Genomic DNA, 23,456 nt, shown 5'->3' with positions numbered 1-23,456 from the left:
GAGACGTTGAAGAATGCAAAGCAAGCAAGAAAAGAACTATCTGAGATATTGGAAGACAGGGAATATACCGTCTACCAGGATCAGGGGGAGAGCTTTCTTGAGAAGCTGAGGGAAAAATTCTTCACGTGGCTTGAAGGGCTGTTCCCGCAGATAGAATTTTCCAGCGGATCTTCAGGCTCCTTTCCGTTCATCATGGTCCTGGCGGGAGTCCTATTCATTGGAATAGTCGTGTTTGCGGCATCAAGGGCTGCCAAAAGGCAGAAGATCCTGCAGGAGCATCAGCCACTCGACAGGGCCTCTGAGATCAGCTGGTCCTATAAGAAGCATCTTGAGGAAGCCGGAAAGCATGAGGAAGCAGGGGATCTGACAAAGGGAGCGCGGCATATATTCCTTGCCCTTTTATTGTGGTTCGATGAACACGGGTGGCTGAAGGCTAAAATATGGAAAACAAACTGGGATTATTATGAGGAGCTCAAAAAAACAGACAGCAAAACCGCTGAGATTTTCTTTTCTCTGTCAGCGCTTTTCGACAGGGCTGCCTATGGGGGGCAAAGCATAAAGCCCGGTGAGTTCCAGCAATACAAGAAAGAAACATTAAGACTTATGGACAATAGTTCAAACCTGAAGGAAGGGAGGGAACCGGCAATTGCGGACTCAGCTGATTAAGAAGGCTTTTTACTGGATAGTTCCGCTTCTGCTGTTTATTATGGCCAGTTATTTCCTGGCCGGAGACGCGCCTGCCGGCTATCCTCCTTATCTGTCCAAATCCCCTTCCCCGACAGGCATCAAGGGACTGTATACATATTTGGAGCAAAACGGCTCCAGCATCAGAAAATGGAGCAGGGATCCCGGTCTGCTTCCAAACCCTGAAGAGCCCATCCTTCTGGTCATGGCAGAGCCGAGTTCTGTCCCTGACAGAGAGGAGATGGCCGCTTATACGAGATTTTTGGAGAATGGCCATACAATTTTGCTATTCAAGGAAAATCCGGCACCTATGTTTGGAATAGAAACAGAGCAATTTGCCTCTGAAGCGGAAAGCGCCGTCATGGTTGCCGATAAGGAAGGGGGAAAGCACAGTGCTGCCGTATTCTCTCCGTTCAGGATTACAGAAGAGCCTGAAGATGAAATTTTGCTTTCCGATGAACTGGGAGCGGTGGCAGTCAAAAGGGCGATTGGCAAAGGCAGCCTGATTGCCGTCAATTCCCCTTCCTGGCTCACAAATGGAATGATATTGGATGAGAACCATTTTGAGCTCATCCTGGCGTTAATGGACGTAGCAGCTGCCCGGGATATTTTTATAGATGAATTTTTGCATGGGCAGGAATCATCTTCAGGCGTGGGTGCATATCCCCAATGGTTCCTCGTTATTCTTATCCAGGGTGCCCTGCTCGCCTTATTATGGATATTCTATAAAGGCAAAAGGTTTGGCCCTGTCGACTGGCCAAGGGAGGAAACTGTCCGTTTTACCGATGAAAAGATTGCTGCTTTGTCTGCCTGGCACATAAGGGGAAGACGCTACCAGGACTCGCTCAGGATCCAGGCTGATTATACGAAAGAGCTGCTGCAGGAAAAATGGGGCATCCCATACAGCCGCGGCTGGGAAGAAGCTGGGGAATCCATACTGGCAAAAGCATCATCCTTGACTGAAAAAGAGGTGGATTCACTTACTGAAGGGATATCTTCTATATTAAAAGAAGAGAATTTGCATAAAAAAGATTATTTGCGCTGGTCTGCAAAACTGGATGATTTAAGGAAAGAGGTGGAGAAAAATTGAATCAAGATACATCAGCACTTCTGCAGCAGTATGAGGGACGGATAAAAGGACAGGGGCTGAACCTGCGGCTTCTGCTAGCCGCTATCCTCTCCGGGGGGCATGTACTGATCGAAGGGGTGCCGGGCACTGGGAAAACACAGATGGTCAAGACGCTGGCCGGGCTTCTCGGCGGCGATTTCAGCCGGATCCAGTTCACACCTGACCTGCTCCCGAGCGATATAACCGGAAGCATGATCTATAACATGAAGGAAGGCTCTTTCCAGACGCTGAAAGGGCCGATTTTTACTAATGTCCTGCTCGCCGACGAAATCAACAGGACACCTGCGAAGACACAGGCTGCTCTTTTGGAAGCGATGGAAGAGAAGCAAGTGACTATACAGGGGGAGACCTATCAGCTCCCGGAAGCATTTTTTGTTGCGGCAACCCAGAATCCGATAGAATTTGAAGGGACTTATCCTTTGCCTGAGGCCCAGCAGGACCGTTTCCTTTTTAAACTGATCATCGCTTTTCCTGAATTTGATGAAGAAAAGCTTGTCCTTCAGTCTGTGCTGGAAGGACGGATGGAAACCGGGTCGATCATGCAGGCACTTTCACTTGATGACTTTTTGTCCATACGAAAGGATATTGAGAGGGTCGCTTTAAGCAATGACATTCTGGATTATATCATGAAGATTGTCAGGAAAACGCGTGAAGCGGAGTCCATCAGGTTCGGTGCCAGTACAAGGGCGGCCATCTCTATCGGAAAGGCCGGAAGGGCATGGGCCTATCTGGCTGGCCGCGATTATGTGACCCCTGATGACATCAAGATGGTTTCCAAGCCGGCTTTAAGGCATAGGATCCAATTATCACCAAATGCAGAATTGGAGGGAAGGACTGTTGACCAGACCATCGATGAGCTTGTGGGATCGGTTCCTGTTCCGAGATAGAGGCATACTGCCTGGAAAACGGCTCCTTATCGGCATGCTTATTCTTTCACTGGTCCTGGCGGCGGCAGCATTCTGGGGAGTGCCATGGAAGCTGGCAGCAGGGCTCAATATCGGTTTTTTGCTGCTTTCCTTCACGGATCTGGCTCTATTGCCTAAAAGTTCGCAGATCATGGTGAAGCGGAGTGTACCGGAAGAAATGGAAAGAGGGCTTCCATTTGAAATTGGCATTGAAATAGAAAACCATTCACGGCAGCCTTTAACGTTAAGGATCATTGATGATCTTTCCGACTCCTTTGCCAGGCCTTTTCCGCTTAAGCGCAAGATTGCAGGATTCACGAGGGGAGCAGTGCAATATGAAACCAAGGCTGGTACAAGGGGGCATTATAAGCTGAACAGGATTTATATCCGCTGCAGCAGTATCCTTGGCCTATGGGAGAAACAGATGGTGAAAGAGGCGGAAAGCCAAGTAAAGGTGATTCCTGATTTGACCGAAACCCGGCGTTATCTTGAAAATGCTCAATCCTATTTGCTGTATGAAGGAGAAAAGATCCGGAGGCAGCAGAGCGGAGCGGGGGAATTTTCAAAGATCCGGGCATACGCGGCAGGCGATGATCCCCGGAAAATCAATTGGAGGCAGACTGCCAAGCTTCAGGAGGTCATGGCCAATGTCCATGAGCCTGAGCACGGAAAATATGTCACTATTATGATTGACTGCGGCAGGATCATGGGTGCGGAGCTGGAAACCGGCAACCGGCTTGAAAAGGCTTTGGAGGCGGCGATGACTACGGCAGCGGCTGCTCTCAAAAACGGTGATTATGTTTCCATGCTCGCTTTTTCAAAAGACATTAAATCTTATATACCGCCTGCAAAAGGGATGCAGCACTTAAACTTCATCCTGAAAGCCTTATATGCGATCCAGGCGGATGCTGCAGAATCCAACTATAGCGGTGCCTTTCAATATTTGCAGACTGTCCAGAATAAAAGGAGCTTATTGCTTCTCTTTTCTGACGTAAAGACTTTCATCCTGGAGGAAAGTGCGCTTGTTTACCTGAAAAGGATCCGGCAGAGGCACCTGTTCTTTATGCTGGGAATAGAAGACAATATCCGGGCAGCACATGCCAAAGCGCGGCCGGAGGATATAAAAAGCGCTATGCTGAAAAGCATGGCGCAGCAGCAGATCCTTATGGTTAAGCGGGAAAAGCTGAAGTGGGAAAAGCAGGGCCTGCAAATGGCGGAAGCTCCTGAAGGAAGGCTCGCCGCAGCTGCTGTGTCCCATTATATCAGTGTGTTGAACCGGGGTCTTCTTTAAAGAAGCATCCTCCTGCAAGGTCTCATCGAGCTTGCAGGGGATGTTCGAGGCGTTTTCGTTTTTGATCCAGTAGCCAGCCTGACCATGCATAAAACAAAAGTCCAAGTACCGTCAGGAAGGCGGCCGCATACTTCATTTCGAGCGGAAGAGGAGAAGGTGTGATAAACCCTTCGATCAACCCGGCGAAGATAAAGAGCGGAATAGTTCCCAACAGCAGCTGCACCGACCTTTTCGCCTGGGTTTTCAGCTGGTAGCCACGGGAGTATCTGCCGGGGACAAGAAGCTTGTAGCCCATCAGCAGGCCGGCGCCTCCCGCTATGAATATAGCGGTAAGCTCTATCATTCCATGAGGGACAATATAGGCCCAGAATTCATAAGATTTGCCATGCGACCAGAACAGGCCGGCAATGGCGCCTAAAATGATGCCATTATAAATCATAAGATAGACGGTCAAAATGCCGAAGGTGATGCCGCCGGCGAATGCCAGGATCGCGACACGGATATTATTGGTCATGATGCTTGCTGACATGACGGCAGAATCTACCGCACCTTCATTCTCGCCGAGCCTCTGGGGGTCTATCGCCCCTGACATCTCGGCGGGGAGAATCGAATGGATCGAAAGCGGATCATTGATGACAGCGAAGAAGCTGCCCAGACCGCCTAAAGTGAAAAGAAGCATGCTGGCAACTACAAATTTCCATTGCTCGAACAGCAGCCTTACAAACTTGATCTGGAAGAAATCTTTCAGCTGAGCCATGCTGGAGGATTGGCTTTTATATAAAAGATTATGCGTCTTTGCGACAAGATCATTTAAATAAAAAGTCACTTCTTCGTCAGGAAAGAAAGTCCGGGAGAATGAAAGATTTTGTGCTGCTTTCTGATACAGCCTGTCAAACCGGGCCAGATCAGTTCCTGCAGCTTTCCTTCTTTGCATCCTGGCGAGCAGCTCCTCCAGCTCCTGCCAGTTTTCCCGATGCTGCTTGATGAACTGTTTACTATTCAAACTAATCACCTGCCTGTAACCATAAAAGTTGTATCTCCATTATAAGTCATAGGGAGAGAGAGATACAGGCAAAACTTCCAGGAAATGGGGTGCATCATGCAAACAGAAACAATCCTTGTCAAAACACCTGAATATGTATCGCTTCAATTCCAGACTGCCGGACTTGGCAGCAGGGCTGGAGCCATCATCATCGATCAGCTGATTCTCATGGTCTTCAATCTGGCCAGCATTCTGTTATTTATTTTTTATGCTTCCAGTGCTGCTGCGTTCTTTCTAGATGATACTTTCCTTTCATGGCCATTCGCCATTATACTTATATGCCTTTTTCTGGTCAACTGGGGCTATTTTTTTGTATTTGAATTTTTTTGGGCGGGAAGGACACCGGGGAAAAAAATCATGGGCATCCGGGTCATCCAGGATAACGGGCAGAGCATCACTTTGCTTTCAAGCTTTATCCGCAATCTCCTGCGAATCATCGACTCCCTGCCGGTGTACTATCTGCTTGGCATCCTGATGGTGTTTTTTCATTCCAGGCATAAACGGGTCGGCGATCTGGCTGCAGGTACTGTGGTCGTGCATGAAAGGAAAAAGAAGAAGCCGGGTAAAGTGACCGGGATTGAAAAAGAAATCCGGGAAAGAGGCCTGAAAAAGGAAGATTTATATATGGACGAATGGACTGTCAGGAAAATTGGCGCCGAGGAATGGAAGCTTTTAAAAACCTATAGCGAAAGACTGCTCCAGCTCCCTATAGGCAAAAGAGAAGAGCTCACAAAGAAACTATCTTATACGCTCCTGCCAAAGCTCGATATCGATCCAGAACGGAAATCATTCAGGCAGCTGGAAGACATCCTGCTGGTTCTTTATTTAATCGGCAAAGAAGAGTGGGAGTTTGAGAATCAGATAAAATGAGCAGATTTTCCTAATTGAAAAAATAATTAGAAAACTTCCTGCTAACTCGTTGACAAATCATATGGGTATGGTAGGATTAATTTCAACAAAATAAATCAGAGCAAACGCTCCTGATTATATCACTTATCTAGAGTGGCTGAGGGACTGGCCCATCGAAGCCCGGCAACCTGCTAAAAGCAAGGTGCCAATTCCAGCAAAATGTCCAGCATTTTGGGAGATAAGGTGCAAGTATGTGAAATGCGCCTTTTCCTGTTGGAAAAGGCGTTTTCTTATTCCTCCTTGTGCCCATCCCAGCCATTCAAAAAGGAGGCGAGCCGATCTGAAGCATGCTGATTGGGAGGAAGTGGCAGCACATCTGCAAAGGATGCTGCAGTCTGTTAAGTTTGGAAGCATCACACTTGTAGTGCAGGATGGCAAGGTCATTCAAATCGAGAAGAATGAAAAGGTTCGCCTTCAATCTAATAAAGCGCGCTGACTAGACAAACTAGAGGCGGTCTTTCTCCCGAAGCGGGAGGAAGGCTGCCTTTTTTTCTTGTTAAAAAGCAGGCCAAAAGCAGAAGGCATCATGAAAGGAGCACTGAAATGAGCACCACCTTAACGTACACACACTGGGAACCGCCGTCATTCCCTGAAGATGATGGATTCAAAGGGGCAAAAAATGTGCTGGAATGGGCGTTCAGCCATTACAGCCCGCAGGAAATAAGTTATGCATCAAGCTTCGGGGCAGAGGCGATTGTGCTGATTGATCTGATCCAGGCAATAAAGCCTGATGCCCATATAATTTTCCTGGATACCGGGCTTCATTTTCCGGAAACTTATGCAGTCATCGAAAGGGTGCAGGAGCGTTTTCCTGAGCTGAATATTGAAAGGAAGCTGCCGGCCCTTACTTTGGATGATCAGCGGGTAGCCTATGGACCGGCACTGTGGAAAAAAGAGCCGGACCGCTGCTGCAGCATCCGGAAGATCATCCCGCTCCAGGAGGCCATGAAAGGCAAAATGGCCTGGATTTCCGGGCTGAGGAGGGAACAGTCTGCCTCCAGGGCAGGGGCGGAATTTTTAAACAAGGACAGCAAATTCCATAATGTGAAAATCTGTCCGCTAATCCACTGGACTTGGGAGGATGTGTGGGAGCATATCCGAAAAAAAGATCTCCCCTATAATAGCCTCCATGACAATGGGTATCCAAGCATTGGCTGCTTTCCCTGTACAAGGGCTGCAGGAGATGGCGGGGACAGCAGGGCAGGCAGGTGGGCCGGGACCGGCAAGACGGAATGCGGCCTGCATTCCGGGTGAAAGGGGGGCACGACCATGCTTGCAGCAATAGCAATGACTGTTGGACTATTCTTTGCCATGAATATAGGAGCAAGCGGGGCAGCAGCCTCGATGGGGATCGCCTACGGATCCGGGTCGATTAAAAACAGAAAAACTGCCCTGCTGCTTTGCGGGGCAGCCGTATTCCTTGGCGCCTGGCTCGGAGGGGGCGAGGTTGTCAAAACGATGGGAAGCGGGATTGTGCCGAAAAGCACTTTCACGGTGAGCATTGCCCTGATAGTCCTTGCTTCGGCAGCACTGTCGCTATTCCTGGCCAATATTTTCGGCATCCCGCTTTCGACGAGTGAGGTGACGGTCGGATCGGTTGTCGGAGCAGGGATTGCTTATCAATCCTTATTTGCTTCCAAGCTCTTGTGGATCATTTCCTTTTGGCTTCTAACGCCGCTGGCAGCCTTTATCATTGCTGTCATTGCCGCGAAGCTGCTCAGGATGTTCCGCTTGTCCAAGCAAGCCAAAAAGCCGGGCACCATCCGCTTCCTTGGCATTCTGGTCGCTCTCATGGGATTGTTTGAAGCCTTTTCGGCCGGCATGAACAATGTTGCCAATGCGGTCGGCCCCCTTGTTGGCGCTGACATTCTCTCTTCAGGGGCAGGAATCTTCTGGGGCGGCATATTCGTTGCTGCCGGGGCAATTTTTCTCGGGAGCAAAGTGCTGGAGACAAACGGAAAGAAAATAACTGATATCCAACTTGAGGAAGGATGCATTATCTCTGGTACGGGGGCAGGCATTGTCACTGCAGCATCCTTGTTCGGGATTCCCGTCCCTTTGACCCAGATCACGACAAGCTCCATCATCGGAATCGGCTTTGCCGGCCAGGGGCGCTCTGTTTTCCAGAAAGAAATCGTCGTCAGGCTGCTCGGTGTATGGCTTGTGTCGCCAGTCCTATCGATGGTCCTGAGCTATACCTTGATCCAGATCATGATCAAGCACGACTTTTATCCGATTGTTGCCATGGCTGGGGTCCTCATTTCTGTATTCGGTGTCCGTTTCCTGATGGGAAGGCAGACCGCGGCCCTGCCGGAAAATGAAACTTACAAATTAGCAAGGAAAGGCTGATGAAAATGTCACTACCTATGCCTCATGGAGGCAAACTCATTGAAGCATTTAATCCAAATTATCCCGTCCAGAACACGAATAAGGAGATAGAAATAGACTCAGTTGCATTAAGCGACCTGGAGCTGATCGCCTGCGGCCTTTTCAGCCCGCTGGCAGGTTTTCTGGGAAAAGAAGACTATGAATCTGTTGTTGGAAGGATGCGCCTTGCAGACGGGACAGTATGGCCGATACCGGTCACACTGCCAGTCACCCCGGATAAAGCAGAAGAGCTTCAAAGAGGCGATACCTGCAGGCTGAATCATAAAGGAGAAACCTATGGGATTCTTGAACTTTCAGAGCTTTATCAGCCTGATCTTGAAAAAGAGGCACTATCTGTCTACCGGACAACTGACCGGGCGCACCCCGGGGTTAAAAAGCTTTTTGAACGAGGCGGCACCTATGCTGCAGGAAAAATTACATTGATTAAAAATCCTGATAAAGGAGAGTTCGCAGATGTCTGGCTGACACCAAAAGAAACACGGTCATTATTTGCCGAAAAAGGCTGGAAAACGGTTGTGGGCTTCCAGACGCGCAACCCGGTGCACCGGGCCCATGAATATATCCAGAAAGCTGCCCTGGAAACAGTCGACGGCCTTTTCCTCAACCCTCTCGTCGGATATACGAAGGAGGATGATATACCGGCAGATGTCCGTCTGAAAAGCTATCGGGTGCTGCTGGAGCATTATTATCCTGAATCCCGTGTTCAGCTGGCAGTCTATCCAGCAGCCATGAGGTATGCGGGGCCGAGGGAGGCTATATTTCACAGCATCGCCAGAAAGAACTTCGGCTGCACCCATTTTATTGTCGGGCGCGATCATGCCGGAGTAGGAAATTATTACGGAACCTATGATGCCCAGCATATATTCAGCGAATTTACCGAAGAGGAGCTGGGAATCAAGCCGTTATTTTTTGAACATAGCTTCTATTGCAATGTGTGCGAAGGCATGGCTTCCGACAAGACCTGCCCGCACACAGCAGATGACAGGGTGGTTCTTTCAGGCACAAAGGTCAGGGAAATGCTCCGTGCAGGAGAGATCCCGCCTTCCTCTTTCAGCAGGAAAGAAGTGATAGAGGTACTGATTGAAGGCCTTCGGGAAAAAGAAACGGTTTAAGGGGGACGCTAACATGGCACAATCACTGAATCTGACCTGGCATGAAACTGCAGTCACAAAGGAAGAACGGAGAGCGCAGAACGGCCATGCCAGCTGTGTACTCTGGTTTACCGGCCTGTCCGGATCAGGAAAATCAACGATCGCAAATATCGTCAGCCACCGGCTTTTCAAGGATGGCATCGCTGAATATGTCCTGGATGGCGATAATATCCGCCATGGACTCAATCGCGACCTCGGATTCTCAGAGCAGGACAGAAATGAAAATATCCGCCGCATCGGTGAGGTGGCAAAGCTGTTTACAGACAGCGGCCAGATTGTCTGTACAGCATTCATTTCACCTTATCGGAAGGACAGGGAGCTGGTGCGGAGCCTTTTTCCTGAAAAAGGGGAATTCATTGAAGTCTTCATTGACTGCCCTTTGGAAGAATGCGAAAAGCGGGATCCCAAGCGGCTGTACCAAAAAGCACGGCGCGGAGAAATCAAGGGATTTACAGGAATCGACGCTCCTTACGAAGAACCGGAAGAACCGGAGATTATCATTCGGACTGACCAGCTTTCTCCAGAAGAGGCGGCTGAAAAGATATTAATCTATTTAAAAGAGCAGGGTATCATTTAAGGAGGGGCAAGAATGGCATATGTAAAGCATTGGGCTGATAATGAAAAGCTGAACAAAACGGAAAAAGCAAAGCTGGAAAAAGACGGACTCGAAATTCTTAATGATATTCCCTATTATGCAGCAAACGGCTTTGAATCCATTCCAAAGGATCAATGGGACCTGTTCAAATGGGCAGGCTTGTATCTGCAGCGCCCGAAGGAGGATGGCTATTTCATGATAAGGGTGAACGTCCCCTCCGGCATCCTGACGAAGCCGCAGGTTGATGCACTGGCAGGAATTGCCCGGGACTACGGGCGCGGCGTCTTTGATATTACAACAAGGCAGGCAATCCAATTCCACTGGCTTGAAATCGGGCAGATCCCTGATATTTTCAACAGGCTGGAGGCTGTCGGCCTTTCGAGTGCAGGGGCATGCGGTGACATCACAAGAACAATTGTCGGCAACCCTATTGCCGGGCTTGATCCGCATGAACTGTTTGATACCACTGAAATTGTCAAGGATGTATATACCTATTTTCAGAAGAATGAAGATTTCTCCAATCTGCCGAGAAAATATAAAATGTCAATTTCAGCTAATCTGCATAATGCTTCTAATGCGGAAATCAACTGTGTATCCTTTACCCCGGCGGTCAAGGTGATTGATGGCGAGCAGAGAAAAGGGTTCCACCTCAAGGTTGGCGGCGGACTTTCTTCACGACCGTATCTGGCAGAAACACTGGATGTATTTATCGAGCCTGAGCGCACACTGGAAACAGCAATTGCCGTAACAACGATTTTCAGGGACTACGGCTACCGGGAAAAAAGGCATCTTGCCAGACTAAAATTCCTTATGGCAGACTGGGGTCCAGAGAAATTCAAGGAAAAGCTGCTGGAGTTCACAGGCCCTCTTCCTGAAAAAGGAACAGAGCCTGCAGCAGGCTGGAATGCCGGCTATTTTTACGGTGTCCATGACCAGAAACAGCCCGGCCTGAAGTTCCTTGGATTCAATGTGCCGGTGGGGCGCCTGTCGTCTGATGAAGTGTTCGAGCTTTCACGCATTTCTGCCCAATATGGGAACGGAGAAATAAGGACGTGCAATTCGCAGAATCTGATCATTCCCAATATAGCTGAGGAAAACGTTGAAGCACTGCTACAAGAGCCGATTTTCAGCCGCATCACCATCAATCCCAATTCTTTTATCGGGCACGCGGTTTCCTGCACCGGGATTGAATATTGCAATCTGGCACTTGTTGAAACAAAAGAAAGGATGCGCGTGATAGCTGAAGAGCTGGATAACCGGATCGCCCTCGATGTGCCGGTCAGGATCCATATGGTAGGCTGTCCGAACTCCTGCGGTCAAAGGCAGATTGCCGATATTGGCCTGCAGGGGATGAAGGTGCGGAATGAAAAAAAAGAAATGGTGGAAGCTTACGAGATTTATGTAGGAGGAACCCTGAATGCCGGTGGCAAATTCAATGAAAAGCTAAAGGGAAAAGTAGAAGCGGAAAAGCTGGCAGATGTACTCGAGGAATTGCTGCAATTTTTCAAAAAAGAGAAGGCAGCCGGGGAATCCTTCTTCGATTTCGTCGGCAGGGCCGGTCTGGAGCTTTTCCAGCAGCAGCTTGACATCATATTGGGAAAAGAAGCCCATGGCCTATCTTTATAGATTCAGTGTGCAGCTGGAGGAGAAGGAGATTGCCGCTGTCATCCTCGCTGAAAATGACGAGGCGGCTTTCCGTCAATTGGATGTTGAGCTTGAGAAATTTTATCTGAAAGAACCCGGTGTACAGGAAGTGGCCTTAAGAGAGAAGAAACGCGCTGCAAAAAATGCAGGATATATATTTGATGAAGATGAGAAAGGGTGGTAGTGATGCCAGGAAAAGTATATTTGGTCGGGGCAGGTCCGGGGGAAGCCGAGCTGATTACCGTTAAGGGGCTTCGCTGCATCCAGGGAGCGGATGTCATCCTTTATGACCGGCTGGTGAATCCGGAGCTGCTTGAGCACGCGAAAGAAGGCGCCCAGCTGATTTACTGCGGCAAGCTCCCCCATTATCATACAATGAAACAGGAAACAATCAGCCGGTTCCTTGTGAAATTTGCCAAAAAGGGACTGAATGTTGTCAGATTGAAAGGCGGAGATCCCTTCGTGTTCGGCCGTGGAGGGGAAGAGGCGGAGGAATGCGCCAATAATGACATCCCCTTTGAAATAGTTCCCGGGATAACGGCTGGCATCGGGGCCGCCGCCTACGCAGGGATCCCTGTCACGCACCGCACCCTCAGCAAAAGCTTCGCCTTTGTGACAGGCCATCAGGCTGGAGACATGGAAGCAGAGCATCAATGGGCCCATCTCGCCAGGGCAGTAGACACCATCTGTGTGTATATGGGAGTATCACATCTTTCTAATATCGTTGCCAAGCTCCTCGAAAACGGAAAGGAAAAGGATACGCCCATTGCCCTCGTGCACTGGGGCACGCTTTCTGGCCAGCAGACTGTAGCTGGGACATTTGAGACGATTGTGCCGCTTGTTGAACGGTCCGGCATCAGCAACCCAAGCATGATTGTTATCGGGGAAGTCGTCAAGCTGCACAAAAAGCTTCATTGGTTTGAAGAAGAAATTGCACCCCAGCTCCCGGTCATCCAGGGAATATAAAGGAGGAGGAACATGGAAGCGATCCTTTATATAGGGCATGGCACCCGCTCGAAAAAGGGGGCACAGGAGGCAAGGGACTTTTTGAATAGGATTATCAGCAAATCTTCTTCACGGATCCAGGAAATCAGCTTTTTGGAGCTTGCAGAACCGTCGATTGGCGAAGCTTACGAAAAATGTATTCGCCGGGGGGCCTCCTCCATCAGAGTGGTTCCGATCTTTCTTTTATCAGCGGGGCATATAAAAGAAGATATCCCGGATATTCTGAAAGAGTTAAAAAATAATTTTCCTGACATACCTGTTGAAGTGGCCGATCCCTTTGGTGTCCAGCAGACGATTATTGATGCAGTATGTGATTTGATATTTCAGGAAGCAATGGTGCTTTCCAAAGAGGATTCTGTTTTGCTTGTTGGGAGGGGGAGCAGTGATCCTTCTGTTCTTGAAGCGTTTGAAGAGATTAGAAGGGGCGTCGCTGATAAGACTGGTGCCAGGGTGAAGGTTTGTTTTCTGGCTGCGGCTTCTCCAACTATCGATGAAGGGCTTGAGGGTGTTTGTGCCGATAGCCGGGGAAGAATCATAGCAGTTCCTTATTTATTATTCGGCGGGCTCCTTCTTAGTGAAATTGAGAACGCGGTAAGGAAAAGGAAAAAGCAGGGCATGCAGATCATACATACCGGCTCATTGAGCAGGCATTCTGCAATAGAGGAAATCGTCATTGCCCGTGCAGCAGGAAAGGAGGAGAAGGATGCAGCCCCTGTTCATTGATCTAAGAGGGAAAAAAGTCGTCATTGCCGGAGGCGGCAGGATTGCGGCCAGGAAAGCTCGTGTCCTTGACGGGGAGGGGGCTGACATCACTTTCATTGCCCCTTCATTTTCGGGGGAAGCTTTATTGATGGCTGATAGTAAAGGGTATGCTCTTATTGAACGTAAGGCGGAGGCTGCAGATTTCGCTGATGCCTTTCTTGCAATACTGGCCACAAATGACCGGAGTGCCAATGATGAGCTGCAGAAGGGTCTTCCGGCCAATCAGCTCGTCTGTGTAGTTGACGAATTTGAAACCGGCAATGTCACTTTCCCTGCAAGAGTCCGGAGGGGCGGTCTTCAGATCGCTGTGACTTCAGGCGGCACCAGCCCCAAGCTGACACGGAAGCTGAAAAAAGATTTAGAGGGATTTTTTGACGAGTCTTGGGCAGCTTATACAGATTTCCTTGGAAGATGCCGGGTGGAAATCAAGAGGCTTGGTCTTACCGCCGATGAAAAAGACCGGCTGCTCTGGAGCCTGCTGGAGGATGAATACCGATTGAGCGAGAGCAAGCAGGAGGAAAAGGTGGCGGAAATCAGGATGATGGCGGAGAGAGTGGGGGAAGATGGCAAAGCGGTTTGATGATACTGAACCTGGCAAGGTCGGCGTTAGAATCGTTTAAGGCATACGGGTTAGTTCGAGGGACTTATCAGAACCGCCGCATGAGCTCTGGTATTCTTGAAATAGTAGATTAATGGGCCAATTGATTATCTTATCGGGCGAATTGATTAAAATAATCCCGCAAATGAATGAAATAATCCGAACTTTGATAAAAAGAACAGAAATTGACCGCTGTTTATAAGGGCCAGCCATACCAGACAGCCAGCAATCACGGCTGTATACTCAATAAAATTCCTATAATGTTTTAACTGCTGATAATAACGGCCGGAATTCCCCTGAAAATCACCAAAACAGCCGCACATTATCATTTTCACCCGGAGATCAACCAAGCCACACCACACCTGTTCCCAAACACTACAAAAAAGAAGCTGACGAACCCGTAAAGGACCGCCAGCTTCTTTTTTGTCATAAATTCCTATTCTTCCAGATTCAAAGCCGGTCCGAAGAATTCAAAGTGAATCTGGGATTCTTCTACATTAAGTTCTTTTAATCCTTTGACAATGGCACGAAGGAACGGAACCGGCCCGCATACATAATAGTGTGCACCATCAATCAGGATTTCGCGGAGGAAGTCCGCATCTATATAGCCTTCTTTAGCAAAGCGGGCATCCTGGCGGTCAGTGTCCTGAGCTTTTTCGTATACATACAGAAGCGTGCTGTTTTCAAGTTTAGCTTCAACTGAGGACAGTTCCTCTTTGAACGGCTGGTGGCTGCTGCTTCTGGAGGCATGGATGAACTCTACCTTGCGTCGCGGGTTTCGCTCAGCAATAGAATTGATCATGCTCATGAAAGGAGTAATTCCGACACCGCCGCTAAGGAACACAACCGGTTCATCAGCATCAGCTGCAAGTACAAAGTCACCGGCTGGGGCCGTCACTTCTATAATGCTGCCTGTTTCAACAGCATCATGAAGATAATTGGAGACCTTGCCTTCAGGTGTATTTCTTTCTGCTTCCCGTTTGACAGAAATCCGGAAATAATCTTGGCCAGGTGCTGCTGAAAGACTGTACTGCCTGTTCATCAGATATTCTTCACCAGGAATGCCAATGCGTAAGGTAATATACTGTCCAGGCAAGAAGGCCGGTACAGTTGAACCGTCTGACGGCTTTAAGTAGAAGCTGGTAATAACATCGCTTTCTTTCACTTTATCAGTGACTGTAAACTCCTTGAAATCAATCCACCCTGCAGGCTGGCTGGCTGCTTCTTCATACATTTCCTTCTCGATTCCGATAAAGGCGTCGGCAATTACGCCATAGGCATCTGCCCATGCTCCGATGATTTCATCAGTTGCCTCATCGCCTAGCACTTCTTTGATTGCTCCCAAAAGATGTTCTCCTACAATAGGATAATGTTCAGGCTTGACCCCAAGGCTTCTGTGCTTGTGGGCTATTTGCTTCACTGCAGGGATAATGACTTCAAGCTTATCGATATAAACCGCTGCTGCAAGAATGGTATTGGCAAGTGCAGTCTGCTGTCTGCCCCTTTGCTGGTTGGCATGATTAAAGATATTCAATAATTCCGGATGACTTGAGAATAAGTTTCGGTAGAAGACGGTTGTTATTTCCGTTCCTTTTACTTCTAATACAGGAACGGTTGATACGATAGTGTCAATGGTCTTTTGAGATAGCATTGCTGAATCCCTTCTTTGCTTAAGTAGTATTTTAAATACTTCTTTATTTTAGTAGCCGGATAACTAAAAAGCAATATTTTAAATACATCTTTTAAAGAGCAGAACAGCAAAGTTTAAGATTTGTTCACAATTGTGATAAGATGGGGAAAGAACAGAATGTGAGGGAAAATCATGAGGCTGACAACCTATTCGGATTATTCAATAAGAGTATTAATATATCTCGCTTCACATCAAAATGACAAGCTCGTCAACATAAAGGAAATCGCTGAAGCTTACGATATTTCAAAAAACCATTTAATGAAAATCATTTATAATCTTGGGAAAATGGGCTATATCCAAACTGTCCGAGGTCGCAACGGGGGTTTCAGGCTCGCAAAAAGCCCGGCCGATATAAATATCGGGGAAATAGTCCGGAAGACAGAGGAAGATTTTTATCTTGTTGAATGCTTTGACCATAACAATAATTGTGTGATTACACCTGTCTGTTCCTTGAAGCATATTTTAAATCACGCGCTTGAAAGTTTTTTAAAGGTGCTGGATCAGTATACACTTGAAGATATTGTTGAAAACAAAGCCATGCTGAAAGAATATTTTGCCCGCAAAACTGAAGAAGGACAAGATGAAGTCCATGTTCAAAGGCTGCCTTAAACGGCAGCCTTTTTCATGTCATCTCCGGTGATTTCTTCCGAACTGTCCGGTTGAGCGCCTTCATTGTGGCGAGGGATAGCCAGAGCCATATGCTGCTGTAGGCAAGGCCAAACAGGAATATGGGTCCGCCCGTCAGCAATGCGGAGTATCCTGAAAGGGAAGGGCCAAGTATCGGAAAACCAATCACATACAAAAGGAATAAGATGCCGGCTGTCAGGGATGCACCTCCAAATAAGATGGCAGCCAGAGGCCGTTTCAGCCTATTAAGGGCAATGCCGATGCTGATGCCAAGCAAGCCGGTGGTAAATGGGAATACGAAAAGTTCAGAAGGCTGGAGGACAGCAAGCATCATAATTGTGAGCAAATACGTAAGCAGGCCGATCCGCACTGATAGAAAGCAGGCTATAATGATGGGCCATGTGGTCAGGATGCTGAGCGCATAGCCTGCACCGCCAAAAAGCCCGGCTGATTGAAATATTGCCGCCAAGCCTCCCAGGATCGCACCCATCACCATTTTGACCGTATTAGAATGACGGGACATCTCCTCTGCCGCTGATAATCCCAAAAACCATTTTCTGATCATTTTTCCACCCCCTTATAGGCAATGCGCTCCTGTGCGGGTTTATACCTGTTCTTTATATAAAATTGAGATGGGAGCCATTTCCAGCATATATTCCTGCAGCAGCAGCTGGTGCATCGTTTTATCATGGACAATCAGGAAACAGGCGTCAGCAACTTCCCTGCTCCCGACTGAAAGGCCGAGCTGTTCGCCAACGGCAAAAGCGCCCATTGCCTGCTGGTTTAACAGGAGGAGGTGATGCAAGGATTGCCATGATCCTTTTGCACCAGCGAGGAAGTCCTGAAAAGACAGTAAAGCTTCCTCCACTTTGCCGATCACCGTGCCGAGAATCCGGTCTTTACGGTCATCGGCTGTGCGGCCTATAATGCTAAAAAGGTTTTCCGCACTTTCCCCATGATGCTGCTGCGACTTCTGTATTTTTTCAATAGCTTCCCTGATGTGGGGCTCCCGGATAGAGGGCACTGCTTTTGCCAGCATAACCTCAAGAGCGGTTTGGGCTGTGAGGATATGTTCAAACCATTTTTCCATTTCATTCTTCTGCATTTCAATATAATCTTCACCCAGCTCAATAAGAATGGTTTTATGTTCGTGCATATCGTTCCCTCCGTTCATTCCTTTGTAATTTTCCATAAAACTCCCGTATGGCCATATGCCTGGATGTATCCTTTTGTCACAGGGGAGTAGCCGAAATCAAGTACATACAAGCTTTTTCCGTCCGGGTGAAATTTGCAGTCAACCGGCCTTTCAATTCCGCCTGTGCCTGAATAGGAAGCAGCTCCCGGGGCCCGGTTGCGGAGGAATACCTCAGAAGTTCCTGTTTTAACATCAACCATCGCCACCCTGAATCCGTTATTCAGGTCTTTCTCGTGCGGGGTGTTGAGGGGAGCATAGGTACCCCATTCTGTTACAAACAGCTTCCCGCGGTGACCGAAGAAATCGGAAGTGCAAAATTCCATTTTTGTCATAGCCGAATGAGGCTTCTCCAGGTAAACCGGAGGGCCGGCCCATTCAGGTGGATTCTCAATCAGCTGCTCAGCTGCTTTCCCTTTTGCCGGCTTGCAGCGTTCATCCCATACAGGCACGCCATCTGCCCGGTAGTCTGGAAAACCGTACCAGTCCGGCGTTTTTACTGATCCATGCTTTGTTTTGGCATTGCGGATGTGCCAGATTCTATCAGGGTCTCCGGCGATCGACCGTTCGCCTTTTTCCTCCAGGCAGTTATCTGAGGCATATAATTCGCCATCTTCACTGAAAGCCAGTCCATATGGGTTTCTGAGTCCCCAGGCCAGCAATTCTGGTTCACTTCCATCCGGTTTGGATCTCCAGAGGCCCGTTGAGCACCATAATTCCCCTTTGACTTTTTCTCCTTTCTGCGCTGATGTTCCGAATGGCTTGAAAGCGCCTGTCTCTGTTAAGAAAGGGAAGGGCATGAGAGGGTTTCGGGATGTAACATTATGCCCTGTCAAGGTAATATCCGCTCCGGGAACATCATGGGCTTCAGGATGTTTTGCCAGATCGACCGTAAAGCCTGCAGGGAGGCAGACGCCGTTTTGGGAAACTGATCCATTGGCAAAATACAATAACCCGTCATGCGGCCCAAAAACGGGTCCCCCAGGTTCATGCCAGCCGCCGCTCGGTATTTTTTCATGAAGGACAGTGCGCTCCTTCGTTTTTCTGTCATATGCCACTATCCGGGCGAGATAGCCGCCTTTACAGGAAACATAAAGTTTGCCGTCCCTGCAGACGACTCCGCGCGGTCCGCCCAATGTCTCAATCGCAAAAACCTCGAGCATCCCATCAGGATCCAGGCTTAAAATCCTTGGCGGGAGGGCAGGCCTTGTCGGCCAGGTGCTTCCTCCTTCTAATATGTAAAGGGTGCCGTCCTCCGCAAATCCCATCCCGGTCGGAAAGGACAGGCCGGCAGCGGCCACTTCCACTTTGTACCCTTCAGGGACCCAGACATCATCGGGATTCACCAGTGGCCGTGCAGTTATAGGGAGCTTCAAAACTTTTTCGGTAGAGTGGGTGTAAGCGATATGTTCCATTATGATCTCCTTGATTTTAGTTAGTAAAAAACCTTATCAGTATAGTCCTACAGGAAAAAGGGTATTCAATTTGCCGGCGTATGAGCCCGGTTTTTTGCTGTACAAACCCATTTACAGACCATCCTGAATATGATGAAAGAGCAAACAGGAGGCAGGGATGATCATGCATTTAATCAGCGACATATCCGGCTTGAAAAAAACTGACTGCTGGGAAGAAGATGCACTAAGGGCATTCCAGTCAAAGCTGGGCAATAAAAAACATCGATTCCCATGTATCCCGGCGACCCAGGGATATGCCCTTCAGCAGCTTCGCTATGGATTTGCCGGAGATCCGCGGAGTATTTCTTCAGCAGGCGAATTGGCAGAAATGATAAGGGAGTATACAGCAGTTTCAAGGAGCTTTGGCAGCTATACTTCGCTCATTGTCTTTTTTGAAACAAATGAACAGCTGGCGGAGCATGGAACGGTGGAGGAGTTTGAAGAACTTTTCTGGCAGCAGTTGAATCTTTTAGCCGGGAGGGACAGGGAAAAATGGCCAGCGCATATACCAGAGGACCCGCACGATCCGCTTTGGGAGTTCTGCAGCCATGGTGAACAGTATTTCATGTATTGCGCCACACCTGCGCACGTAAACAGGCAAAGCAGATATTTTCCTTATTTCATGCTGGCAATCACACCGCGCTGGGTGCTGGAAGAGTTCAATTCGGCCCCCGAACGTGCTGCAAAGGTAAAAAGCAAAATACGCGACCGGCTGGAAGCTTACGACAGTATCGGGGCCCATCCCCATTTAAACAGTTATGGAAGCGAGAATAATTATGAGTGGCAGCAATATTTCCTGAGGGACGATGACAGTGCACTTAGCAAATGTCCTTTCCACCGGATGCTTGCAGAGAATAAAAGCAAAGAATTTTTGGGCATGGAAAAAGGACGAGACAATTGAAATGTCTCGTCCTTTGTAATTTCAAGCCTGTTTATTAACAGGTGCAGCCGGAATTGCCATTGAGGGTTTAGCTTTGGATTGCGAGAACCGGCTGTGCAGCACCATTCCGATTACAATGACCAGCAGTCCTGCAGAAGAAAGGGTGTCAGGTGCCTGAACCGAAAATAGGAGAACTTCACCTGCCATCACAAACAGCACCTGTGTCGACTGTGTCGCCTCCACTGCGGCGAGCCTTGACTGGTCATGGCGCGCGCGGTCAGTTGCAATGAAAAACAAGGTTGTCGCTATGACACCGGATGAAATGGCGACAATGAAGGTCTGCAAGAGCTGGCTTGAGGAAGGAAGGCCGGCATTTGCGTAGCCTGCAGCTGCGATAATGAGCCAGAAAGGGAGGCTGGCGATTGTCATCCCCAGCACTCTTTGGAAGGTATCAAGCCTGCCACCGCAAAGCTCCATCATTTTCCGGTTTCCGAGCGGATAAGCAAAGGCAGCCACCACTACAGGCAGGATCCCTGCAGCCATTTCAGCGGGAGACAAAGCGTCTGCTTTTTGAAGCTGGATAAGGATGACTCCTGCCAGAATGATAAGCGAAAAGCAAAGGGCCCTAAAGGGAATTTTATTTCTTTTTCCATCAATGCCTCCAGAAGTAAACAAAGGGGCAAGAAGGGTGCCGGCCACTATCGTCAGCTGCCAGGAGCCGGCAACAAGCCAGCCGGGTCCATAGCTAGCCGCGTATGTGATCGGGGCATAAAAAAGGACGAATCCAAAAAAGCTCCACAACAGCCACCAGAAAGGATGTTTTTTCATTTCTGCCAATAGCTGCTTCCCATTTCCACGCAAAGCTACAATGACGACAAGAAAAGGAACCATGAAAATAAATCTTAAGGAAGAGCTCCAAAGCCAGCTTCCCCCTGCAAGCTCCATTGTTCTGTTGAGGATGAAGGTGACCGCAAAAAATAAGGATGCGAGAATGCCTATCATAATTTCTTTCATTGACGTCGAACACTTCCTGTTTTCTGAATATTTTAACTAATTATAAGTCAAATGGGTAGAAGTGTAAATCGGTTCATCCTGTCACACAAAAAAAAGCCCCTTGATTACAAAGAAGCTTCAGAAATTCTATAATTGATTTGAAATTGGTGCTGATGGGTTTGCAATCTGATCCTGGTCGCTTACATCCGGATCAATATAATTGCTTACCCCAAGGGAATTGGCGCAAGAGATATCACCAAGGGTAAAGCAGACTCCTACCATTTTCGAATTGGCGGTATGGGAGTTATGGACCGTGGGGCCAATATCCAGGTTTCCGTTTTGTGTGACTCCATTTGTCTTTATATTAAAGATATTGATTGCATAAGGCATATTGAACGGCTCCTTTCCTATTTTGAAATGGACACTGCCTGAGGATCAGAAGGATTATCAATCTGGCCCTGGTCAGAAATATCCGGGTCTTGCACCGCATTAATTCCCGATCCATTTACAGTCGTACAATCTCCGATGGCAAAGCAGGCACCAACATATTTGGAGTTAGCAGTATGACTGTTCTGAAGGTTATTGCCAATATCAATATTCCCATTTTGAATGACTCCATTTACAACAACTTGACCGAAAACATAATTATTTGCCAACTCAATTCTCCTTTATCACTTTTATTGCTATCTATATGCAATAGTTCCATATAGGTGAGTTAAGGCTGCAGCGGCGCAACAGGATTGGATAGCCATCTTTATATAAATAAATGTACAGAGATCCCTGGTAGAAATGACGGCAACTGGACCTGATTTACGGACAGGCTCCTAAACACTTTTTCTTATAGGGCGTATCAATGGCCGCTTTCATCATAGATAACAATCGATTCTGCCACTCTAGGGTAAAAAACATAAATGAGGCCATCAGAAAATTTCACCTGTATATCTTTGGATTCAGCCGGCTCAGGGAGCGGAATCTCCCTCAGGAATTCACCGTAATGCCTTTCTTTGCTTAAAAGCATTTCTGAAGGGTAGGGGGGATGGATATAGCCCTTCAGGCAGAGTTTTGACCGTGATTGGAGCGAGATCTTAATATCTTTTTTGCTGACGCCTGGAGCTTCGACCAGAACACAGATGTGGCTCTCATTTTGGTAAATATCGTGCAGCGGGACAAATGCCTGCTCTGTTTCAAAATCATCATCTACTGCTTCGGCCAATGGCTTTTCCTGATCAAAAATATTTTGCCAGAAATCATTTTTTTGATATTTATTGGTCAGTTCAAGCCATTTCGTCATTTTATCAATGTTCATGGGAAACCTCCTTCAATCCATTAAATCCAGTGGATTATGCAACTAATAGAGGGAAGGCGGCGGCCCGCCTGCACGTGCCCCAACATAGGCGTTATCAGAAGTGCCGATATCTGTCTGGTCATTTACATCCGGATCAATATATATATTTTCCATAAAGGCTTCTACAGGGGACGTATCGCCATAGGATGACGTAATTCCCTGGGACTTCGATTTGCTTGAGTGGCTGTTGTGAGTGGCTTCTCCAACGGTGACAGAGCCATTGCCCGAGATGCTATTCACCTTCATGCAGTACATATTAATAATTAAAGGCATAGAACCTCTCCTCGGTTATTGTTTCCTTTACTATATGCGTAACAGCTTTATGGGTTCCTATCACGCACCAAGGGCCTTTTGCCCACAAAAAAAGCTGACGGGTAATCCGTTCAGCTTCGGTTACAGCACATAAAGATAAACACTGAGGAAGTGGGCCATGCTGCCCATCATGATGAATACATGGAAGATTTCGTGGAAGCCCATATGTTTGAACTCCAGGAATCTGGGTTTGACTGCATAGATGATGCCGCCGACCGTGTAGAAGATTCCACCAAGCAACAGAAGGAACACTCCGTGGAAGGACATTGCATCTGAAAGCGGTGAGAAAGCCAATACAATGATCCAGCCCATCGCAATATACAGGACAGTTGAAAGCCATCTTGGGCAATTGAACCACACCATTTTGAAAATGACGCCGCAGACGGCTACAAGGGTGACAATGGAAAAAATGACCCAGCCTGTAGTGCCATTCAGGCTCACAAGGCAGAAGGGAGTATAAGATCCGGCAATCAGAACGAAAATCATTGAGTGGTCAAGCCTGCGCAGGAAAGCGATTACCCTATCCTTTGCAATCACCATATGGTACGTGGCAGAAGCAGAATACAGAAGGATCATGCTGACGCCAAAAGCAATTGATGAGGCGATTGCGACGGCAGATGAAGTTACCATCGAGGCTTTGATGACCATTGCCAGCAGGCCGATGAACGACAGGATGGCGCCAGCAAGATGTGTGAGCCCGTTGATTGGCTCGCGGATATAAGAATTCAAGACAATTCCCCCTTACATAACGATACGTAGTATTGATAACTACTTATCATAATATAACGATTATCCCTTCCCGTCAACAAATAGTTCTCACTTATGGTAAAATAAAGGAAGCGCACTACATAGAAAGCTAG

28 protein-coding genes and 1 riboswitch are annotated in these 23,456 nt (G+C 48.0%); of the genes, 17 read left to right on the top strand and 11 right to left on the bottom strand.

The features are described from left to right. Positions 1-6: 6 nt before the first annotated feature. Genes LCM00_RS02220 through LCM00_RS02205 form a run of 4 tightly spaced genes read left to right on the top strand, consistent with a single transcriptional unit; the run spans position 7 to position 4,009 of the window. On the top strand, positions 7-666 hold the full coding sequence (locus LCM00_RS02220; RefSeq protein WP_224897459.1) for a DUF4129 domain-containing protein: 660 nt from the start codon (positions 7-9) through the stop codon (positions 664-666). Next, entirely contained in the window at positions 647-1,774 is a 1,128-nt protein-coding gene (locus LCM00_RS02215) for a DUF4350 domain-containing protein (protein WP_224897457.1), read from the top strand. The genes LCM00_RS02220 and LCM00_RS02215 overlap by 20 nt, the downstream gene beginning before the upstream one ends. Further along, a complete protein-coding gene (locus tag LCM00_RS02210; protein WP_224897455.1) occupies positions 1,771-2,700 on the top strand; it encodes an AAA family ATPase in 930 nt (309 codons plus the stop codon). Before LCM00_RS02215 ends, LCM00_RS02210 begins: the two co-directional genes overlap by 4 nt. Continuing rightward, a complete protein-coding gene (locus tag LCM00_RS02205; RefSeq protein ID WP_224897453.1) occupies positions 2,666-4,009 on the top strand; it encodes a DUF58 domain-containing protein in 1,344 nt (447 codons plus the stop codon). Before LCM00_RS02210 ends, LCM00_RS02205 begins: the two co-directional genes overlap by 35 nt. A gap of 22 nt (positions 4,010-4,031) precedes the next feature. On the opposite strand, the gene LCM00_RS02200 is transcribed toward LCM00_RS02205, so the two are convergent. Then, positions 4,032-5,012 (bottom strand): stage II sporulation protein M, encoded by a 981-nt coding sequence (locus LCM00_RS02200; RefSeq protein ID WP_224897451.1) that lies wholly within the window; start codon positions 5,010-5,012, stop codon positions 4,032-4,034. Positions 5,013-5,108: 96 nt separating this feature from the next. Here LCM00_RS02200 and LCM00_RS02195 point away from each other — a divergent pair, with 96 nt between their 5' ends. From LCM00_RS02195 to LCM00_RS02145, 11 genes are all read left to right on the top strand, one after another. Continuing rightward, positions 5,109-5,921, top strand: coding sequence for an RDD family protein (locus LCM00_RS02195; RefSeq protein ID WP_224897449.1), 813 nt, complete (start codon positions 5,109-5,111; stop codon positions 5,919-5,921). A 120-nt stretch (positions 5,922-6,041) separates the two neighbouring features. Further along, positions 6,042-6,145, top strand: a riboswitch (SAM riboswitch). A 119-nt stretch (positions 6,146-6,264) separates the two neighbouring features. Next, on the top strand, positions 6,265-6,396 hold the full coding sequence (locus LCM00_RS02190) for a YezD family protein (RefSeq protein WP_009793599.1): 132 nt from the start codon (positions 6,265-6,267) through the stop codon (positions 6,394-6,396). Positions 6,397-6,503: 107 nt separating this feature from the next. Beyond that, positions 6,504-7,214, top strand: a complete 711-nt coding sequence (locus LCM00_RS02185; protein WP_224897447.1) for a phosphoadenylyl-sulfate reductase — start codon at positions 6,504-6,506, stop codon at positions 7,212-7,214. Positions 7,215-7,229: 15 nt separating this feature from the next. Beyond that, positions 7,230-8,309, top strand: a complete 1,080-nt coding sequence (locus LCM00_RS02180) for an inorganic phosphate transporter (RefSeq protein WP_224897445.1) — start codon at positions 7,230-7,232, stop codon at positions 8,307-8,309. Positions 8,310-8,314: 5 nt separating this feature from the next. Further along, positions 8,315-9,460 carry a sulfate adenylyltransferase gene (gene sat, locus LCM00_RS02175; RefSeq protein WP_224897443.1) on the top strand — a complete coding sequence of 382 codons (1,146 nt, stop codon included), beginning with the start codon at positions 8,315-8,317 and terminating at the stop codon, positions 9,458-9,460. Between the two features lie 13 nt (positions 9,461-9,473). Beyond that, a complete protein-coding gene (gene cysC, locus LCM00_RS02170) occupies positions 9,474-10,076 on the top strand; it encodes an adenylyl-sulfate kinase (protein ID WP_224897441.1) in 603 nt (200 codons plus the stop codon). Positions 10,077-10,088: 12 nt separating this feature from the next. Next, positions 10,089-11,720: a nitrite/sulfite reductase gene (locus tag LCM00_RS02165; protein WP_224897439.1), complete on the top strand. Its 1,632-nt coding sequence runs from the start codon at positions 10,089-10,091 to the stop codon at positions 11,718-11,720. After that, a complete protein-coding gene (locus LCM00_RS02160; RefSeq protein ID WP_101547842.1) occupies positions 11,704-11,922 on the top strand; it encodes a DUF3906 family protein in 219 nt (72 codons plus the stop codon). The genes LCM00_RS02165 and LCM00_RS02160 overlap by 17 nt, the downstream gene beginning before the upstream one ends. Before the next feature lie 2 nt (positions 11,923-11,924). After that, positions 11,925-12,704 carry a uroporphyrinogen-III C-methyltransferase gene (cobA, locus tag LCM00_RS02155; RefSeq protein WP_224897436.1) on the top strand — a complete coding sequence of 260 codons (780 nt, stop codon included), beginning with the start codon at positions 11,925-11,927 and terminating at the stop codon, positions 12,702-12,704. 12 nt (positions 12,705-12,716) lie between these two features. After that, positions 12,717-13,466: a sirohydrochlorin chelatase gene (locus LCM00_RS02150; protein ID WP_224897434.1), complete on the top strand. Its 750-nt coding sequence runs from the start codon at positions 12,717-12,719 to the stop codon at positions 13,464-13,466. Continuing rightward, the gene (locus LCM00_RS02145; protein ID WP_224897432.1) at positions 13,447-14,085 is read left to right on the top strand and encodes a precorrin-2 dehydrogenase/sirohydrochlorin ferrochelatase family protein; all 639 of its coding nucleotides are present in this window, start codon (positions 13,447-13,449) and stop codon (positions 14,083-14,085) included. Before LCM00_RS02150 ends, LCM00_RS02145 begins: the two co-directional genes overlap by 20 nt. Positions 14,086-14,539: 454 nt before the next feature. Here the strand turns inward: LCM00_RS02145 and hmpA are convergent, their stop codons facing one another. Beyond that, positions 14,540-15,754, bottom strand: a complete 1,215-nt coding sequence (hmpA, locus tag LCM00_RS02140) for an NO-inducible flavohemoprotein (RefSeq protein WP_224897429.1) — start codon at positions 15,752-15,754, stop codon at positions 14,540-14,542. A gap of 171 nt (positions 15,755-15,925) precedes the next feature. On the opposite strand from hmpA, the gene LCM00_RS02135 reads away from it, so the two are divergent. Continuing rightward, entirely contained in the window at positions 15,926-16,402 is a 477-nt protein-coding gene (locus LCM00_RS02135; protein WP_224897427.1) for an RrF2 family transcriptional regulator, read from the top strand. Positions 16,403-16,415: 13 nt separating this feature from the next. On the opposite strand, the gene LCM00_RS02130 is transcribed toward LCM00_RS02135, so the two are convergent. From LCM00_RS02130 to LCM00_RS02120, 3 genes are read right to left on the bottom strand one after another with little or no spacing between them, the layout of a single operon-like run. Beyond that, the gene (locus LCM00_RS02130; RefSeq protein WP_224897425.1) at positions 16,416-16,985 is read right to left on the bottom strand and encodes a hypothetical protein; all 570 of its coding nucleotides are present in this window, start codon (positions 16,983-16,985) and stop codon (positions 16,416-16,418) included. A gap of 39 nt (positions 16,986-17,024) precedes the next feature. Further along, complete coding sequence (locus LCM00_RS02125) at positions 17,025-17,576, bottom strand: hypothetical protein (RefSeq protein ID WP_224897423.1); 552 nt, start codon at positions 17,574-17,576, stop codon at positions 17,025-17,027. 14 nt (positions 17,577-17,590) lie between these two features. Further along, a complete protein-coding gene (locus LCM00_RS02120; RefSeq protein ID WP_224897421.1) occupies positions 17,591-19,027 on the bottom strand; it encodes a PQQ-dependent sugar dehydrogenase in 1,437 nt (478 codons plus the stop codon). A gap of 157 nt (positions 19,028-19,184) precedes the next feature. Here LCM00_RS02120 and LCM00_RS02115 point away from each other — a divergent pair, with 157 nt between their 5' ends. After that, positions 19,185-19,967, top strand: a complete 783-nt coding sequence (locus tag LCM00_RS02115; protein ID WP_224897419.1) for a YqcI/YcgG family protein — start codon at positions 19,185-19,187, stop codon at positions 19,965-19,967. Between the two features lie 21 nt (positions 19,968-19,988). Here the strand turns inward: LCM00_RS02115 and LCM00_RS02110 are convergent, their stop codons facing one another. The 6 genes from LCM00_RS02110 to trhA all read right to left on the bottom strand — a co-directional run bounded on the left by LCM00_RS02110 (position 19,989) and on the right by trhA (position 23,325). Continuing rightward, positions 19,989-20,960, bottom strand: coding sequence for a DMT family transporter (locus tag LCM00_RS02110; protein ID WP_224897417.1), 972 nt, complete (start codon positions 20,958-20,960; stop codon positions 19,989-19,991). Positions 20,961-21,086: 126 nt separating this feature from the next. Beyond that, entirely contained in the window at positions 21,087-21,329 is a 243-nt protein-coding gene (locus tag LCM00_RS02105) for a spore germination protein (protein ID WP_224897415.1), read from the bottom strand. A gap of 17 nt (positions 21,330-21,346) precedes the next feature. Then, positions 21,347-21,595, bottom strand: coding sequence for a spore germination protein (locus tag LCM00_RS02100; protein ID WP_224897413.1), 249 nt, complete (start codon positions 21,593-21,595; stop codon positions 21,347-21,349). A 194-nt stretch (positions 21,596-21,789) separates the two neighbouring features. Further along, the gene (locus LCM00_RS02095) at positions 21,790-22,245 is read right to left on the bottom strand and encodes an Hsp20/alpha crystallin family protein (protein ID WP_224897411.1); all 456 of its coding nucleotides are present in this window, start codon (positions 22,243-22,245) and stop codon (positions 21,790-21,792) included. Between the two features lie 42 nt (positions 22,246-22,287). Continuing rightward, entirely contained in the window at positions 22,288-22,557 is a 270-nt protein-coding gene (locus LCM00_RS02090) for a spore germination protein (protein WP_224897409.1), read from the bottom strand. Positions 22,558-22,677: 120 nt separating this feature from the next. Further along, complete coding sequence (gene trhA / locus LCM00_RS02085; protein WP_224897408.1) at positions 22,678-23,325, bottom strand: PAQR family membrane homeostasis protein TrhA; 648 nt, start codon at positions 23,323-23,325, stop codon at positions 22,678-22,680. Positions 23,326-23,456: the final 131 nt, after the last annotated feature.

The sequence above is a fragment of the Bacillus infantis genome, from assembly GCF_020171945.1.
Classification (GTDB): Bacteria; Bacillota; Bacilli; order Bacillales; family Cytobacillaceae; genus Bacillus_AB; species Bacillus_AB infantis_A.
This window is presented reverse-complemented; position numbering and strand designations above follow the sequence as displayed.